The sequence below is a fragment of the Agrobacterium sp. 5Ca39 genome (assembly GCF_055382365.1).
This window is the reverse complement of record NZ_AP026436.1, coordinates 174528-191340: the sequence shown is the minus strand read 5'-3', so window position 1 is coordinate 191340 and position 16813 is coordinate 174528. Positions and strand designations below refer to the sequence as shown.

The window sequence follows — 16813 nt, the reverse complement described above, 5'->3', positions numbered from 1 at the left end:
ACTGATCCATGGAAAACGAACAGGCAGAGGGCAAGAAGAAATCCTCCCCTCTGATCATGACCATCGCAGGTGTTGTGATCCTCACCTTGCTCGGCGCGGGCGGAGGCTGGCTCGTCGGCGGCATGATCGCACCGAAGATTGCCGCAACGGAGGCCCATGCCACCGCTGCGGCCGGTGGTCATGGCGAGAAGAAGGAAGAGGGTGTCGAGAAAATCGCGGCCGAACCGAACGGCATCGTCCAGCTCGATCCCATCACCACCAATCTCGCCTACCCCTCGACGAACTGGGTGCGGCTGGAGGTGGCGCTGATGTTCAAGGGGCCGGTGGAAGTCGGACTGGCCGAGGATATCCATCAGGATATCATGGCCTATGTCCGCACCGTTTCCCTTCAGCAGCTGGAAGGGCCGCGCGGCTTTCAATATCTTAAGGATGACATTCAGGAACGAGTTGACCTGCGCTCTCAAGGGCGCGTATCCAAGGTCATGTTCCGGACCTTTGTCATCGAATGATTCGATTTCTTGTAACCATCGCCGTCCTCCTCGCTTTGCCGGGCCTTGCCAATGCCCAGCAATTTCCGTCCGATCTGTTCAACACGCAGATAGACGGGTCTGTCGCGGCATGGATCATCCGCACCTTCGGCCTTTTGACGGTTCTTTCCGTCGCGCCCGGCATCCTGATCATGGTCACGAGCTTTCCACGCTTCGTGATCGCTTTCTCTATCCTGCGCTCCGGCATGGGGCTCGCTTCCACGCCGTCGAACATGATCCTTCTGTCGATGGCGATGTTCATGACCTTCTACGTCATGTCGCCCACCTTCGACAAAGCCTGGACCGACGGCGTGCAACCGCTGTTGCAGAACCAGATCAACGAGCAGCAGGCCGTGCAGCGCATCGCCGAGCCCTTTCGCACCTTCATGAACGCCAATACGCGTGACAAGGATCTGAAGCTGTTCGTGGATATTGCCCGCGAACGCGGCCAGGAAGTGATGACCGACAACGTCGTCGATTATCGAGTGCTGGTTCCGGCCTTCATGCTGTCGGAAATCCGGCGCGGTTTCGAGATCGGTTTCCTTATCATCCTGCCGTTCCTGGTCATTGATCTGATCGTCGCCACCATCACCATGGCCATGGGCATGATGATGCTGCCGCCGACTTCCATCTCCCTGCCCTTCAAGATCCTGTTTTTCGTGCTGATCGACGGCTGGAACCTGCTTGTCGGCAGCCTCGTCAGATCGTTCAACTGACGGGCATTCGTGCCGAACTGACACCCATTAACCCTGTTTCTTAACCCCGCGTGCCCAAGGCCGCGGGGTTTTGGCGTTTTAAGACTTTGGTTACCAGCTTCGCTAGCGGATGAATAACTATAATTTTAAATTAAAAACTTACCTTTTATAGAAACAAACCAGTAACCATATGTATTTTCTAATATTTCTTCATTCGTAAATTAATAATTATGCAAGTTTTGACTGCGAAATTCGCCTCACACACAGCGGGTTTGGTTTCCAGAAGCAAGTAATTCTGAACCGAGTGGCATGAAGCCGAAACGTTGTGACCGGTAATACACAGTCCGGAATGTCCCCAACTCCAGTATCTCGTAAACACAAGGGACAAATACTATGGCAAGCATTCTCACCAACGCCTCCTCTATGGCTGCACTCCAGACCCTGCGCTCCATCGGCCAGAACATGGAAACGACGCAGGGCCGCATCTCGACCGGCCAGAAGGTAAGCTCCGCCGCCGACAACGCTGCTTACTGGTCCATCGCAACGACCATGCGTTCGGACAATTCCGCCCTTTCCACCGTTTCCGACGCTCTCGGCATTGGCGCCGCCAAGGTCGACACTGCCTATGCGGGCATGGAAGCCACCATCAAGGTCGTTCAGGAAATCAAGGACAAGCTCATCCTTGCCCAGGACCCGACCGCCGACAAGAAAAAGATCCAGAAGGAAATCGGCCAGCTCCAGAAGCAGCTGACCTCCATCGCCGACTCCGCAACCTTCAACGGCGAAAACTGGCTGAAGACCAAGGCGTCCAACGATGGCGTAGCGTTCGCTGCCGGCACCGACGACGCGGCTATCGCAAACCTGAAGAAGCAGGTTGTCGCATCCTTCACCCGTGACTCCGCTGGCGCCGTTAAGGTTCAGCGCGTTGACGTGCAGCTCAGCGGCTCGAACGTTCTTTTCGACACCGGCGCTGTAACGGACGGCAAGGGCACGGGCATCCTCGACAAGGCTGCAGTCGCAGACGGTGTAAAGCAGTCCATTTCGAACCTCGATATTTCGGACCTGTCGATCTACAAGGGCGCTGGCGCCACGATGCTCGGCACCGCCGCTGCCACGGACAACGACATCCTCGACAAGCTCATCAGCCACGTCGACAAGCAGCTTGAAACCCTCAACAGCGCCGCTGCTGATCTGGGTGCAGTCTCCAACCGCATCTCCATGCAGGAAGACTTCGTTACCAAGCTGTCCGACACGATGGAAAAGGGTATCGGCCGCCTGGTCGACGCCGACATGAACGAAGAGTCCACCCGCCTCAAGGCTCTGCAGACACAGCAGCAGCTGGCAATCCAGGCTCTCTCGATCGCCAACAGCGACTCGCAGAACATCCTGTCGCTCTTCCGTTAATCGGATCGTAAATGACGAAATGCAAGCCGCGCCCGAAAGGGCGCGGTTTTGTTTGTTGCATACTGCCAAATCCCCGGCAGAATTTGTTTACCATCCTTATTTTCGAAGGATTTACCACGATCCCAGCAAGGGCTTTGGTACTCGTCTAAATTAGTGATTTGGAAAGCACCGGCTGTCAGATTTTACCCATGGACAGCGGATAGCCGCGACCAGAATGACATGAATGACGCGATTGCAAGCGGGGCTGACCGTCTCGCGATCGCGTGAGTGGGGCGAGTGCAAGGGAGGCTGACCCGAGCACATCACCTGTCGACAAAGCCGCATCCGGCAACGGGTGCGGCTTCATTTTTTTTTAAACATTTCAGAATACGCGCGCGCACGCGTAAGGGTTGCAAAACAAATCTTCGGAATGCATTTTTTAGAAAATCCTTAGGTGTTCATTAACTATATAAAGGTTAGCTAAAGCCATCGAAACGGTGAGCTAACCTTTAAAAATCAGCCGGTTAGCAGGCATGATGCTGTGCGCCGTTCCCGGTGAGTCCGGAATGTCCCTTTTCTAATCAGCCATTCAAGGGGCAAATCTACCATGACGAGCATTCTTACTAACGTCGCAGCTATGTCTGCACTCCAGACCCTGCGTTCTATCGGCCAGAACATGGAAACGACGCAGGACCGCGTTTCCTCCGGCCAGCGCGTCGGCGAAGCTTCCGATAACGCTGCTTACTGGTCGATCGCGACCACGATGCGTTCCGACAACGGCGCCCTTTCTGCCGTGCAGGATGCCCTCGGCCTCGGCGCTGCCAAGGTTGATACCGCCTATTCCGGTATGGAATCGTCCATTGACGTCGTTAAGGAAATCAAGAACAAGCTGGTCGCTGCTCGCGAACCCGGCGTAGACAAGTCGAAGATCCAGGAAGAAATCTCGCAGCTTCAGGATCAGCTGAAGTCGATCTCCAGCTCCTCTTCCTTCTCCGGTGAAAACTGGTTGCAGGCAACCATCAGCAACGGTGCCGGCGAACTGAAGAACGTCACCAAGCAGATCGTTGGTTCCTTCATTCGCGATGCCGCCGGTAACGTCTCCGTAAAGACCGTTAACGTTGACCTGAGCCGCAACACGGTACTGTTCGACACGTCTTCGGGCGCTGCAAAAGACAAGCAGGGCGTTCTCGACTCCTTTGCCTACTTTTCTTCCACCGGCAGCTACAAGCTGTTCGAAATCACCAATGACTCGGACGGCGCAGGCGCCGCACAGCCGGTAACCAAGGTTGCCGCAGCCAAGGTTTACACCGAAGCTCAGCTGAAGGGCCTGAAGGAAGCAACTGCCGGTACCGCCGTCACCTTCACCACCGCCGCCGCAACGGGTATCGTCACGATCGCTAACGCCGACACGACGGTCCCCAACGTCAACGGCACCTACTTCAATCTTGGCAACGACCAGTACGTGAAAATCAACACGACTGCGCCGACAGCTCCGGCAACCAAGACCAGCATTGCCGTGGGCCTCGACGGCACCACCAAGATCTACCTGGAAGAAGGCGCTGACGCCCAGCTCGCAACGCAGCTCACCTACTCGCTGACGTCGCTGGACATCACCAAGGACCTGACCGGCACGTTCAAGAACAGTGACGGCTCGGCAGTCTCGGAAAACCAGTATCTCGACGCGATGGTTTCCTTCGTCGACAAGCAGCTCCAGAGCATGACATCCGCCGCCGCCGACCTCGGCTCGGTCAAGATGCGCATCGAACTGCAGGAAAACTTCGTCAACAAGCTGACCGACTCGCTCGACAAGGGCGTTGGCCGTCTGGTGGACGCGGAAATGAACGAAGAATCGACTCGCCTCAAGGCTCTTCAGACCCAGCAGCAGCTCGCTGTGCAGGCCCTGTCGATCGCCAACAACGACTCCCAGAGCATTCTCTCGCTCTTCCGTTAATTCCGACACTCGATCGTCAAATGCGAACCGCGCCCGAAAGGGCGCGGTTTTTTTCGTTTTATCGCCCTCGTTTCAAAGCGATGATCGTGAAGGCCGCTCAAGGCAGCCCGTCCGGACACCGATGGCAAATATTACGTTTCAGTTTTTTAGATGGTATGCACGTATAAATTTTATCTCGAGATTTTTACTACTTTAAGTATTTGTTAACCATAAGGCAGTTAGCTAGAGCCATCGAAGCGGTGAGCTAACCTTTTAAAATCAGCCAGTTAGCAGGCATGATGCTGTGCGCCGCTCCCGGTGAGCCGGAATGTCCCTTTTCTAATCAGCCATTCAAGGGGCAATTTATTATGACGAGCATTTTGACAAACGTCGCAGCCATGTCTGCACTCCAGACCCTGCGCTCCATCGGCCAAAGCATGGAAGCCACGCAGGACCGCGTGTCCTCCGGCCAGCGCGTCCGGGAAGCTTCCAACAATGCCGCTTACTGGTCCATCGCGACCACGATGCGTTCGGATAATGGCGCCCTTTCCGCCGTCCAGGACGCCCTCGGCCTCGGCGCCGCCAAGGTCGACACCGCCTATTCCGGCATGGAATCCTCGATCGAGGTCGTCAAGCAGATCAAGAACAAGCTGGTGGCCGCCCGCGAAGCAGGCGTCGACCGGACCAAGATCCAGGAAGAAATCTCCCAGCTGCAGGATCAGCTGAAGTCCATCTCCAGCTCCTCCTCCTTCTCCGGTGAGAACTGGCTGCAGGCCAAGATCAGCGATGGCACGGGCAACCTCTCCGACATCACCAAGGCGGTCGTCGGCTCCTTCATCCGCGATAACAGCGGCAACGTTTCCGTCAAGACCATCAATGTCGCATTGAGCAACGAGACGGTTCTGTTCGACACCTCGTCCGGCGCGGCAAAAGACAAGCAGGGTATTCTCGATGCCTACGCCGTCTATTCCTCGACGGGTTCATACAAGAACTTCGAAATCACGACAGGCGTCGGCGCCGCAAAGGCCACCACGGTTAAGGCAGCCGTCGTCTTCACCGAAGCACAGCTTAAGGGCTTGACCCCTGCCGCGGCTGCAACCCCGGTCACTGCGATTGCGGATGCGACTACCGGCTTGGTCGTTGTCGCCAACGCTTCGGCCGCAGAGAACGGCGCATACCTGAAAATCGGTGACGATCAGTATGTTAAGGTCATGGGCGACGGCACCGCAGCGACTGCCTCGACGGGTACCGCCGCCATCGACACAGCTCAGAAAGCGCTCGGCACCTCCGCAATCGGCACCACGAAAGATGGCCAAAACGTCTACCTTCAAACCGGCGCCAACAATCAGCTCGCAAAGTCACTGTCCTACTCCCTGACCTCGCTGGACATCACCAAGGATCTCGTTGGTCCCGCCACCGTGACCCTGACGCCCGAGCAGGCGCTCGACGCCATGGTTTCCTTCGTCGACAAGCAGCTCCAGAGCATGACATCCGCCGCCGCCGACCTCGGCTCGGTCAAGATGCGCATCGAATTGCAGGAAAACTTCGTCAACAAGCTGACTGACTCTCTCGACAAGGGCATCGGCCGCCTCGTCGACGCGGAAATGAACGAAGAATCCACCAAGCTGAAGGCCCTTCAGACCCAGCAGCAGCTCGCTGTGCAGGCCCTGTCGATCGCCAACAACGACTCCCAGAGCATTCTCTCGCTCTTCCGTTAATTCCGACACCGATCGTCAAATACGAACCGCGCCCGAAAGGGCGCGGTTTTTCGTTTTATCGCCCTCGTTTCAAAGCGATGATCGTGAAGGCCGCTCAAGGCAGCCCGTCCGGACACCGATGGCAAATATTACGTTTCAGTTTTTTAGATGGTATGCACGTATAAATTTTATTCTCAACTATTTTCTACTTTAAGTATTTTTTAATTCGACAGCGTTTAGCTGAAGCCATCGAAGCGGCGGGCTGACCTTCAAGAAAGTAGCCGGTCAGCAGGCATGATGCTGTACGCCGCTCCCGGTGAGCCGGAATGTCCCTTTTCTAATCAGCCATTACAGGGGCAATTTACATGACGAGTATTTTGACAAACATCGCAGCGATGACTGCACTCCAGACCCTGCGCTCCATCGGCCAGAACATGGAAGCCACGCAGGACCGCGTATCCTCCGGCCAGCGCGTCCGGGAAGCTTCCGACAATGCCGCTTACTGGTCCATCGCGACCACGATGCGTTCGGATAATGGCGCCCTTTCCGCCGTCCAGGACGCCCTCGGCCTCGGCGCCGCCAAGGTCGACACCGCCTATGCCGGCATGGAATCCTCGATCGAGGTCGTCAAGCAGATCAAGAACAAGCTGGTGGCCGCCCGCGAAGCAGGCGTCGACCGGACCAAGATCCAGGAAGAGATCTCCCAGCTGCAGGACCAGCTGAAGTCCATCTCCAGCTCCTCCTCCTTCTCCGGTGAGAACTGGCTGCAGGCCAAGATCAGCGATGGCACGGGCAACCTCTCCGACATCACCAAGGCGGTCGTCGGCTCCTTCATCCGCGATAACAGCGGCAACGTTTCCGTCAAGACCATCAATGTCGCATTGAGCAACGAGACGGTTCTGTTCGACACCTCGTCCGGCGCGGCAAAAGACAAGCAGGGTATTCTCGATGCCTACGCCGTCTATTCCTCGACGGGTTCATACAAGAACTTCGAAATCACGACAGGCGTCGGCGCCGCAAAGGCCACCACGGTTAAGGCAGCGGCGGTCTTCACCGAAGCACAGCTTAAGGGCCTGACCCCTGCCGCGGCTGCAACCCCGGTCACTGCGATTGCGGATGCGACTACCGGCTTGGTCGTTGTCGCCAACGCTTCGGCCGCAGAGAACGGCGCATACCTGAAAATCGGTGACGATCAGTATGTTAAGGTCATGGGCGACGGCACCGCAGCGACTGCCTCGACGGGTACCGCCGCCATCGACACAGCTCAGAAAGTGCTCGGCACCTCCGCAATCGGCACCACGAAAGATGGCCAAAACGTCTACCTTCAAACCGGCGCCAACAATCAGCTCGCAAAGTCACTGTCCTACTCCCTGACCTCGCTGGACATCACCAAGGATCTCGTTGGTCCCGCCACCGTGACCCTGACGCCCGAGCAGGCGCTCGACGCCATGGTTTCCTTCGTCGACAAGCAGCTCCAGAGCATGACATCCGCCGCCGCCGACCTCGGCTCGGTCAAGATGCGCATCGAATTGCAGGAAAACTTCGTCAACAAGCTGACTGACTCTCTCGACAAGGGCATCGGCCGCCTCGTCGACGCGGAAATGAACGAAGAATCCACCAAGCTGAAGGCCCTTCAGACCCAGCAGCAGCTTGCTGTGCAGGCCCTGTCGATCGCCAACAACGACTCCCAGAGCATTCTCTCGCTCTTCCGTTAATTCCGACACCGATCGCCAAATGCAAACCGCGCCCGAAACGGCGCGGTTTTTCGTTATCGTTAATAGAAATTATTATTTCCTAATTTTATTAATACAGGTTTAGGCTTTGTTAACCATTCGCGCCCTAAAAACTGGTCATCGAAACGATTGGTTAACCAAGACGAAAAAGAGGTTAACAGGCATCAAGCCGCTCGATCGTTCCCGGCGGCAATCCGGAATGTCCCTTTTCATTTCAGCCAATCAAGGGGCAAATCATTATGACCAGCATTTTGACCAACGTTGCGGCCATGGCCGCCCTCCAGACTCTTCGCGCCATCGGCAGCAACATGGAAGAAACCCAGTCGCGCGTTTCCTCCGGCATGCGCGTCAAGACCGCATCCGACAATGCCGCCTACTGGTCGATCGCGACCACCATGCGCTCTGATAATGGCGCCCTCTCCGCCGTACAGGACGCTCTCGGCCTCGGCGCCGCAAAGGTTGATACCGCCTACTCCGCCATGGAAACCACCGTCGATGTCGTCAAGGAAATCAGCAAGAAGCTGGTTGCCGCCCGCGAAGCAGGCGTTGACAAGGCCAAGATCCAGGAAGAAATCCGCCAGCTTCAGGACCAGTTGAAGAGCATTGGCGAATCCGCCTCCTTCTCCGGTGAAAACTGGCTGAAGGGCAAGATCAGCGACGCCTCCGGCAATCTGACGCCCATCACCAAGCAGGTCGTCGGCTCCTTCATCCGTGACGGTGCAGGTAATGTCGCCGTCAAGACCATCAACATCCAGGTCGACAACAAGACCGCGCTTTTCGATACGACCACCGGCGCGACGAAAAACGGCATTCTCGACAGCGCCGCCTATTACTCCGATACCGGCGCTCTTCGCGATTTCGAGATCACGACAACGACGCCCGCAGGTGTCCCCACAACAACACCCTATACCGCAAAGGTGTTTACCGAAGCGCAGCTTCTCGGTTTCCCCTCGGGCACGACAACCACGGTTTCCGCCGCAGACCCGGTAACCGGCCTCGTTACAGTCGCTGCCGCCACCACTGCACGAAACAACGGCACCTACTTCAAGATCGGTGAAAACGCCGCCGGCGAAGCGCTTTACGTGAAGGCCAACAACACGGCGCCGACACCTGCCGGCACCACGGTAACCGCGATCGGCACCGGCGGAACGTCCGGCAACAATATCTATCTGGAAACCGCCGCAGCGGATTCGCAGATGGCGCAGAAGCTCGACTACTCGCTGATCGACCTCGACATCACGAAGGACCTGGCCGGCCTGACCAATTCAAAGGGACAGCCGCTGACCGAAAACGAAGGTCTCGATAACATGATCCAGTTCGTCAACACCCAGCTGGAATCGCTCATCAGCGCAAGCGCCGATCTCGGCTCGATCAAGATGCGCCTCGATCTGCAGGAAGACTTCGTCTCCAAGCTGACAGACTCCATCGACAAGGGCATCGGCCGCCTCGTCGATGCGGACATGAACGAGGAATCCACGAAGCTCAAGGCTCTCCAGACGCAGCAGCAGCTGGCGATCCAGTCGCTCTCCATCGCCAATACCAGTTCCGAAAATATCCTGTCGCTATTCCGTCAGTAAGCGGCGCCCGTTGGCTACGGGCGGTTTCGTCCCGCTCTGGCAGCAACAGAATATTCGGATGTGGAAACCGCGCTTCGCAAGGGGCGCGGTTTTCCCGTTTGCGAAGCTTTCACGAAGCGACAACACTCCGGAATGCGGTGAGCAACATGCAGGGTGTAGGGCTTGAGTAAGCGCGCAACTTCTTGAATTGTTGAGGTAAAATGGTGCTGCTAGAGAGATTTGAACTCTCGGCCTCTCCCTTACCAAGGGAGTGCTCTACCCCTGAGCTATAGCAGCATCCGGTGCCGAAGCGATCGCTTCAGCATCAAGCGTGGCGGCCTATTGCCACAGGTTTTTGACGAGCGCAAGTCGCAAAACGATATTCTTCATCAAGCGGCGCAAAAAAGCGCCCCCCCTGTTGAAAACAGCATTTTTCAGATATTGCTGAATCTATGACCGAACATCACGACAAACAGGTGAAGACAGCGTTCTGCGGGGACTTTTCCGCGGGCGCATCCGACGCGGCGCCCAGCGGCAAGCCGCAGGCGGGGCCCGGCGAAAAGGCGCGCCAGCGCGAGGCGGAACGGAAGGCGCGTGCCGCGAAGAAACTTCGCGAAAATCTTTTGAAGCGCAAACAACAGGTTCGCGCGCGCCGTGCTGGCGACGCAGACGACACCATTGGCCTGCCTGCCGCAAAAACGGACGAATCATCCTCATAGAGAATTCACAGCATAAAATTGAAACGCCGCGGAAATTCGTCTAAGGACGCGCCTTTCCGCAAGGCACGATAAAGAAAGGCGGGCACAGGCCCGTAGGGACGCATGGATCGCATCAGAATTACGGGTGGCAACAAGCTCAACGGCATCATCCCCATCTCCGGCGCCAAAAACGCCGCCTTGCCGCTGATGATCGCATCGCTGCTGACCAGCGATACGCTGACGCTCGAAAACGTGCCGCATCTGGCTGACGTGGAGCAGCTGATCCGTATCCTCGGCAATCATGGCGTGGATATTTCCGTGAATGGCCGCCGCGAAAGCCAGGGCGAAGCTTATTCCCGTACCGTGCATTTCACCTGCCGCACCATTGTCGATACCACCGCTCCGTACGAGCTGGTCTCCAAGATGCGTGCAAGCTTCTGGGTCATCGGCCCGCTTCTGGCACGTGAGGGCCGCGCCCGCGTCTCCCTGCCTGGCGGCTGCGCCATCGGCACGCGTCCCGTTGACCTGTTCATCGAGGGCCTACAGGCGCTCGGCGCAACGATGGAGATCGATGGCGGCTATATCAACGCCTCGGCCCCCAAGGGCGGCCTCATCGGCGCGGTCTATACCTTCCCCAAGGTTTCGGTTGGCGCGACGCATGTGATGCTGATGGCTGCAAGCCTTGCCCGTGGCACAACCGTCATCCACAACGCCGCCCGCGAGCCCGAGGTTGTCGATCTGGCGCACTGCCTGATCGCAATGGGCGCGAAGATCGAAGGCGCCGGCACCTCCACCATCACCATCGAAGGCGTCACCTCGCTTTCCGGCGCGCGCCACCGGGTTTTGCCCGATCGTATTGAAACCGGCACCTATGCCATGGCAGTGGCCATGACCGGCGGTGATGTGGTGCTGGAAGGCACGCACGCATCGCTGCTCGACAATGCACTTGATACGCTCAGGCTCGCGGGCGCCACGATCAGCGAGACGGAAACCGGTCTGCGCGTGGTGCGCAACGGCAATGGCATTCAGCCGGTCGATGTCGTCACTGAACCGTTCCCCGGATTCCCGACAGACCTGCAGGCGCAGTTCATGGCGCTGATGACCCGTTCCCAGGGCGTTTCCCACATTACCGAAACGATCTTCGAAAACCGCTTCATGCATGTGCAGGAGCTTGCCCGGCTCGGTGCGAAGATTTCGCTTTCCGGTCAGATGGCTCGCATCGAAGGCGTTTCCCGCCTCAAGGGTGCGCCTGTGATGGCGACCGATCTGCGCGCTTCCGTGTCGCTGGTCATTGCCGGCCTCGTGGCCGAGGGCGAGACCATGGTGTCGCGCGTCTATCATCTAGACCGCGGCTTCGAACGCCTCGAGGAAAAGCTCACCCGCTGCGGCGCGTTGGTCGAGCGCGTCAGCGATTGATCCATTCATCGCCGCTCATCCGTTTTCTACCCGTTGCACAGCGGGCCGGGACTGCCTATTTCCATTGTAAGTCATGGAAATAGCGGTCCGCACCGCACAAGAAGGAAGAAAAAGATGAGCGGCCTGAAATTGCTCGCGCTGGATACTGAAGATCTCTCCGTCATCTCGACCCATATGCAGGACAGTGTCTTCAAGCTGAAGGATGTTGCCTTCGAGCCGAAACACGGCCAGTTCACCTTTTCCGCCAACCGTTTCGTCTGGGAAAGCGCCGATAAAAAGCACCTGCCGCCGGAACGCTGCCGCACAGTTGTTTTCCTGAAGCGTGTCTCCGCCGTTCGTTCGCAGTCCATCAACCTGGCCGACAGGGAGCAGGTTCTTTCGCTTCTGGCGATACGTTTCACACCGAATGGCGAAGGCCCGGATGGCCTTGTAGAACTGGCCCTTTCCGGCGGCGGCACCATCGCGCTTGATGTCGAATGCATCGAGGCGCAGTTGACTGATGTGAGCGGTGCGTGGGAAACCGCCACCAAACCGCATCATCCCGACAGCGAATAAGCTTTCCGGACTGTCGGGACGGTTGCCTTTCCGTCCCGTTTCGATTTATGCCACATACCAGAGCCGCAATCGTTCTGCGGTAAGTCGTGCACCCCGTGGGGACAATGAAAGGGTAATGGCGTGGCAATCCGGCTGGAGCAGGCATCGGCTGATTTCGAACAGAAATTCGCTGCCTTCCTGACAACCAAGAGAGAAGTTTCCGAAGACGTCAATGCGACCGTTCGCGACATCATCAATGATGTCCGACATCGCGGCGATGCGGCCCTAGCCCATTACTCCCGGAAATTCGACGGCATCGATTTTGCCGCGGTGCCGATGCGGGTAACGACTGATGAAATCGATGCGGCGATTGCCGCCGTCGACACGAGCGTGATCGAAGCGCTTGAATTCGCAGCCCGGCGTATCGAAAAACACCATGCGCGACAGATGCCGAAGGACGATATTTACGAAGACGATATCGGCGTCGGCCTCGGCTCGCGCTGGACCGCAATCGAGGCCGTGGGCCTTTATGTGCCAGGCGGCACGGCCAGCTATCCAAGCTCAGTGCTGATGAATGCCGTGCCCGCCAAGGTTGCCGGTGTGGAGCGCATCGTCATGGTCGTGCCCGCGAATGGCGGCGCGGTCAATCCGGCCGTTCTGGCTGCCGCGCGTATTGCGGGCGTCGAGGAAATCTATCGCATCGGTGGCGCGCAGGCCGTGGCGGCACTGGCTTATGGCACTGAAACCATCGCGCCGGTCGCCAAGATCGTCGGCCCGGGCAATGCTTATGTGGCGGCCGCCAAGCGTCAGGTCTTCGGCACTGTCGGCATCGACATGATCGCCGGCCCTTCCGAAGTGCTTGTCATCGCCGACAGGGACAACGACCCCGACTGGCTTGCTGCCGATCTTCTTGCGCAGGCGGAGCATGATCGTGGTGCACAATCCATCCTGATCACCGATGATGCCGAGCTCGGCAAGGCGGTGGAAGCAGCCGTCGAGCGGCAGCTGAAGCGTCTCTCGCGTTCCGAAACAGCAGCGGCGAGCTGGGCGGATTTCGGCGCGATCATTCTGGTCGAAAAGCTCACCGATGCCATTCCGTTGGCCAATCGGATCGCCGCCGAACACCTGGAACTTGCCATCGATGACCCGGATGCGCTAATGGCCCACATCCGCAATGCCGGGGCGATTTTTGTCGGGCGCCACACCCCCGAAGTGATCGGCGATTATGTGGGCGGTTCCAACCATGTTCTGCCGACGGCGCGCTCGGCCCGTTTTTCCTCAGGCCTTTCGGTGCTGGACTTCGTCAAGCGCACGTCCATCCTGCGGCTTGGTCCCGAGCAGCTGCGCCAGCTTGCGCCGGCAGCCATCACCCTTGCCCGTTCCGAGGGGCTGGACGCGCATGCGCGCTCCGTGTCCATCCGCCTCAACCCGGAAAGTTAAACGATGGCGTCAGGCGACTTCCGGCTCTGCGACGTGGTACTGGACGACAGCATCGGCCGGTCCACGCCCGACGTGGAGCATGAACGCGCCGTCGCTATTTTCGACCTGATCGAAGAAAATACCTTTGAGCCTGCCGGACATGACGGCGGGCCGTACCGGCTTTATATATCGCTCGTCGATTCCAAACTGGTTTTCTCCATCAAGACCGAGGACGACAGGGATGTCTCCACCCATATCCTGTCGCTGACGCCGTTCCGCCGCATCATCAAGGATTATTTCCTGATCTGCGAAAGCTATTACGAGGCGATCCGCTCGTCTACGCCGAGCCAGATCGAGGCGATCGACATGGGCAGGCGCGGTATTCACAATGACGGCTCGCAGACACTGATGGACCGGCTCTCCGGTAAGATAAAGGTGGATTTCGATACGGCGCGCCGGCTCTTCACCCTTGTCTGTGTGCTTTATTGGCGGGGTTAGAGATGAGCGATCCTGCCGCAGCGCCGAATGAAGGACGAGCGCCGAAATCGGTTCTCTTCATGTGCGGCATGAATTCCATCCGATCCCCCATGGCCGAGGTGATCGCCAAACGATTGGTCGCGCCCGGCATCTACATCCAGTCGGCAGGTGTGCGGGCGGGCGAGCGCGACCCCTTCGTGGATGCGGTGCTGGAGGAGCAGGGTTTTTCGCTCGGCAAGCACAAACCGCGTACTCTGGAAGAGATCGAGGATGATTTTTTCGATCTGATCATTACATTAACACCAGAAGCTCATCACGCCGCACTGGAACTGACGCGCTCGAACTCTCTCGATGTGGTCTATTGGCCCACCATGGATCCGACGGTGGTCACTGGCACGCGGGAGCAGATACTCGACGCCTATCGTGAGGTGCGGGACCATCTTGCAAAACTGATTGCCGAACGCCTGCCGAAGCGGCAACAGCCGGTGGCGGATACGCTTTCAAAAGACTGAAAACTGCCTCGGCCTGTTAAAATCGATCGCGATTTTCAAGCCGATGCTTTAGAGGTTCACAAATGTGCCGGGATTGTGTAGTTTCCGCGCAATTTTCCCGGACAGGACACGGTCCGGCACTATCAACAGGAAGAAAACCCTTACATGACAAAAGAAGAAGTCCTTGAATTCCCGGGCATCGTAACCGAATTGCTGCCGAACGCAACATTCCGCGTGAAGCTTGAGAACGACCATGAAATCATCGCCCATACGGCGGGCCGCATGCGCAAGAACCGCATCCGCGTTCTCGCAGGCGACAAGGTTCTGGTCGAAATGACGCCTTACGACCTGACCAAGGGCCGCATCACCTATCGCTTCAAGTAATCCGTTTCCGCATCCTACGCCCGGCAGCGCAATGACGAATTCAAAACAAAAGCTCGTTCTGGCTTCTGGATCGCCGCGGCGTCTGGAGCTGCTGCATCAGATCGGCATCGAGCCGGCTCGCCTGATGCCGATGGATATTGACGAGACGCCCGTCAAGCTCGAGCATCCGCGAACGCTCTGCCGCCGTCTTTCCTTGCAGAAAGCGGAAGCGGCACAGGCGGCGCTGAAAAACGAGCAGGCCTGGAAGGACGCCTATGTTCTGGGGTCCGACACGGTCGTTGCTGTCGGTCGACGTATCGTGGGCAAGGCGGAATATACGGAAGAGGCTTCAGCGGCGCTGCATCTTCTTTCCGGGCGCAGCCATTGGGTCTATACCGGCATCTGCCTCGTAACCCCGGGCGGCAAGATCCGGCAGAAGGTGGCGGAGACCAAGGTACGCTTCAAACGCCTGTCGACCCGTGAGATCAATGCCTATATCGCTTCCGGGCAATGGCGCGGCAAAGCGGGCGCTTATGGCATTCAGGGCATCGCCGGTGCGTTCGTGCAGAAATTGACGGGCTCTTACACCAATGTCGTCGGTCTGCCGCTCTATGAGACCATGTCGCTTCTTGCCGGTGAAGGGTTCGAGGTGACGTCTGGCTGGCTGGAGGGATAGGCTATGGCAAAATCCTCCACCGAAGGCGCTGGAAACGTAACGCCGCTCCGCAAATCCCAACCGTGCCCGGAATGCGGCCGACCATCGACGCGGGAAGACTACCCGTTCTGCTCGGATCGCTGCCGCTCGCTCGATCTCGCCCGCTGGCTGAACGGGTCCTACGCCATTCCCGTAGCGGATGATGAGAGCAGCGCCGGCGGACGGGATGGTGACAAGAATTCCTCCGACTGAGGACATCCGCCGGACATTCCGGCGGACCAGATATTTTAGAACTTTTACTCGCAATTGATATTCGCCGGACCGCCAATGGTCCGATAATTCGCTCCAAACCGGCTGATGCCTATAACAGACAGCCAGCAAGGTCCCATGATGGACGCAGGCCCGCAAAAGAGAGTCAGTCTCCGCGCGCTGCTTGTTGCGGTGCTCGTCGTCTGTTTCGCCATATCGGCCACGGTTCTGCTCGCCAATGACAAAAAGCATCTGAGAAGCCTGCTCACCTATCTCAATCTGGCGCCCGCTCCTCTTTCCGCCGTACCATCTGCCAGGGCAAAACCCGTCAAACGGCAGAAGCCTGCCGCGAGAACCATTTATCTGCCACCTCACCTGCTGAAATTCGAGCGCAATGGCGCCAGAGGGTCTTTCGCCCGCGATTTCATCATCTCCGGCAAAGACCTTTGCGACCGGTTCACGGCCGAAGGCTTCATCAGCCCGCGAGGCTGGCACCCTAGTCCGGTGAATAACCGCAGCTTCGAATGTATGGCCGATCTGGGCGAGGCAACGACGGCAGACCCGGCTGACGCGGCATCGCTTTTCCTGGAAATCCGCGGCGAGGTTTCCGGGGAAATCCGGTCCGTCAGGCTGAAGGCAGTTGCACCGCAGACATCGGCCGGACGCGCTGTCAACGCGAAGCTTGCGGCAGCACTTGCCATGATTATCGAGCAGACCCGTTGGAGAGATATTGGCTCGGTGCTTGAACCGGCGCAGAAGATGCAACAGTATCAGGCGCGACACTTCGGCATTTCGGCTTCCGTGAAGCCGGAACCCACCGCGCCGCACCGCGTGAATGTGATTTTGCTCGCGACCGAAACTTCGGCCGGACTGAAGCTGACACGCAGCTTCTTCGATCGTGATCGATGGCTTCGCCCCGCCAGCGCGTCAGACCGCCCGACTGACTATCGTTCAGTCAAGAAAAACAGGGCAAGGTGATGCGCAGCCGGT

General features: G+C 57.9%; 17 protein-coding genes and 1 tRNA gene. 17 read left to right on the top strand and 1 reads right to left on the bottom strand.

Features of this window, described 5'->3' with window-relative positions:
* The first annotated feature begins 8 nt into the window (after positions 1-8).
* From ACZ47E_RS00905 to ACZ47E_RS00875, 7 genes are all read left to right on the top strand, one after another.
* Positions 9-509, top strand: a complete 501-nt coding sequence (locus ACZ47E_RS00905) for a flagellar basal body-associated FliL family protein (protein WP_004439944.1) — start codon at positions 9-11, stop codon at positions 507-509.
* Positions 506-1243 carry a flagellar type III secretion system pore protein FliP gene (gene fliP / locus ACZ47E_RS00900; protein WP_004439940.1) on the top strand — a complete coding sequence of 246 codons (738 nt, stop codon included), beginning with the start codon at positions 506-508 and terminating at the stop codon, positions 1241-1243. Before ACZ47E_RS00905 ends, fliP begins: the two co-directional genes overlap by 4 nt.
* A gap of 372 nt (positions 1244-1615) precedes the next feature.
* Entirely contained in the window at positions 1616-2626 is a 1011-nt protein-coding gene (locus ACZ47E_RS00895; protein WP_006698203.1) for a flagellin N-terminal helical domain-containing protein, read from the top strand.
* A gap of 586 nt (positions 2627-3212) precedes the next feature.
* Entirely contained in the window at positions 3213-4556 is a 1344-nt protein-coding gene (locus ACZ47E_RS00890; RefSeq protein ID WP_037090919.1) for a flagellin N-terminal helical domain-containing protein, read from the top strand.
* Positions 4557-4903: 347 nt separating this feature from the next.
* Positions 4904-6253 carry a flagellin N-terminal helical domain-containing protein gene (locus tag ACZ47E_RS00885; protein WP_464016884.1) on the top strand — a complete coding sequence of 450 codons (1350 nt, stop codon included), beginning with the start codon at positions 4904-4906 and terminating at the stop codon, positions 6251-6253.
* 344 nt (positions 6254-6597) lie between these two features.
* Positions 6598-7947, top strand: a complete 1350-nt coding sequence (locus ACZ47E_RS00880; protein ID WP_464016883.1) for a flagellin N-terminal helical domain-containing protein — start codon at positions 6598-6600, stop codon at positions 7945-7947.
* Positions 7948-8204: 257 nt separating this feature from the next.
* Entirely contained in the window at positions 8205-9542 is a 1338-nt protein-coding gene (locus tag ACZ47E_RS00875; protein ID WP_004439930.1) for a flagellin N-terminal helical domain-containing protein, read from the top strand.
* 201 nt (positions 9543-9743) lie between these two features.
* Here the strand turns inward: ACZ47E_RS00875 and ACZ47E_RS00870 are convergent.
* Positions 9744-9818 (bottom strand) — tRNA-Thr (locus ACZ47E_RS00870).
* A gap of 155 nt (positions 9819-9973) precedes the next feature.
* Here ACZ47E_RS00870 and ACZ47E_RS00865 point away from each other — a divergent pair.
* From ACZ47E_RS00865 to ACZ47E_RS00820, 10 genes are all read left to right on the top strand, one after another.
* A complete protein-coding gene (locus tag ACZ47E_RS00865; RefSeq protein WP_045532828.1) occupies positions 9974-10240 on the top strand; it encodes a hypothetical protein in 267 nt (88 codons plus the stop codon).
* A 102-nt stretch (positions 10241-10342) separates the two neighbouring features.
* Positions 10343-11635: a UDP-N-acetylglucosamine 1-carboxyvinyltransferase gene (gene murA, locus ACZ47E_RS00860; RefSeq protein ID WP_278067216.1), complete on the top strand. Its 1293-nt coding sequence runs from the start codon at positions 10343-10345 to the stop codon at positions 11633-11635.
* Between the two features lie 114 nt (positions 11636-11749).
* Complete coding sequence (locus ACZ47E_RS00855; RefSeq protein ID WP_004439923.1) at positions 11750-12190, top strand: DUF2948 family protein; 441 nt, start codon at positions 11750-11752, stop codon at positions 12188-12190.
* Between the two features lie 120 nt (positions 12191-12310).
* Positions 12311-13609 (top strand): histidinol dehydrogenase, encoded by a 1299-nt coding sequence (hisD, locus tag ACZ47E_RS00850; protein WP_278067215.1) that lies wholly within the window; start codon positions 12311-12313, stop codon positions 13607-13609.
* Positions 13610-13612: 3 nt separating this feature from the next.
* Positions 13613-14086 carry a UPF0262 family protein gene (locus ACZ47E_RS00845; protein WP_004439916.1) on the top strand — a complete coding sequence of 158 codons (474 nt, stop codon included), beginning with the start codon at positions 13613-13615 and terminating at the stop codon, positions 14084-14086.
* A gap of 2 nt (positions 14087-14088) precedes the next feature.
* On the top strand, positions 14089-14577 hold the full coding sequence (locus tag ACZ47E_RS00840) for an arsenate-mycothiol transferase ArsC (RefSeq protein WP_077986634.1): 489 nt from the start codon (positions 14089-14091) through the stop codon (positions 14575-14577).
* A gap of 144 nt (positions 14578-14721) precedes the next feature.
* A complete protein-coding gene (gene infA / locus ACZ47E_RS00835; RefSeq protein ID WP_003503453.1) occupies positions 14722-14940 on the top strand; it encodes a translation initiation factor IF-1 in 219 nt (72 codons plus the stop codon).
* Positions 14941-14971: 31 nt separating this feature from the next.
* Entirely contained in the window at positions 14972-15595 is a 624-nt protein-coding gene (locus ACZ47E_RS00830) for a Maf-like protein (protein WP_331656012.1), read from the top strand.
* A 3-nt stretch (positions 15596-15598) separates the two neighbouring features.
* On the top strand, positions 15599-15826 hold the full coding sequence (yacG, locus tag ACZ47E_RS00825; RefSeq protein ID WP_004439907.1) for a DNA gyrase inhibitor YacG: 228 nt from the start codon (positions 15599-15601) through the stop codon (positions 15824-15826).
* A 138-nt stretch (positions 15827-15964) separates the two neighbouring features.
* Positions 15965-16801, top strand: coding sequence for a DUF6030 family protein (locus ACZ47E_RS00820; protein WP_278067492.1), 837 nt, complete (start codon positions 15965-15967; stop codon positions 16799-16801).
* The last annotated feature ends 12 nt before the right edge of the window (positions 16802-16813 follow it).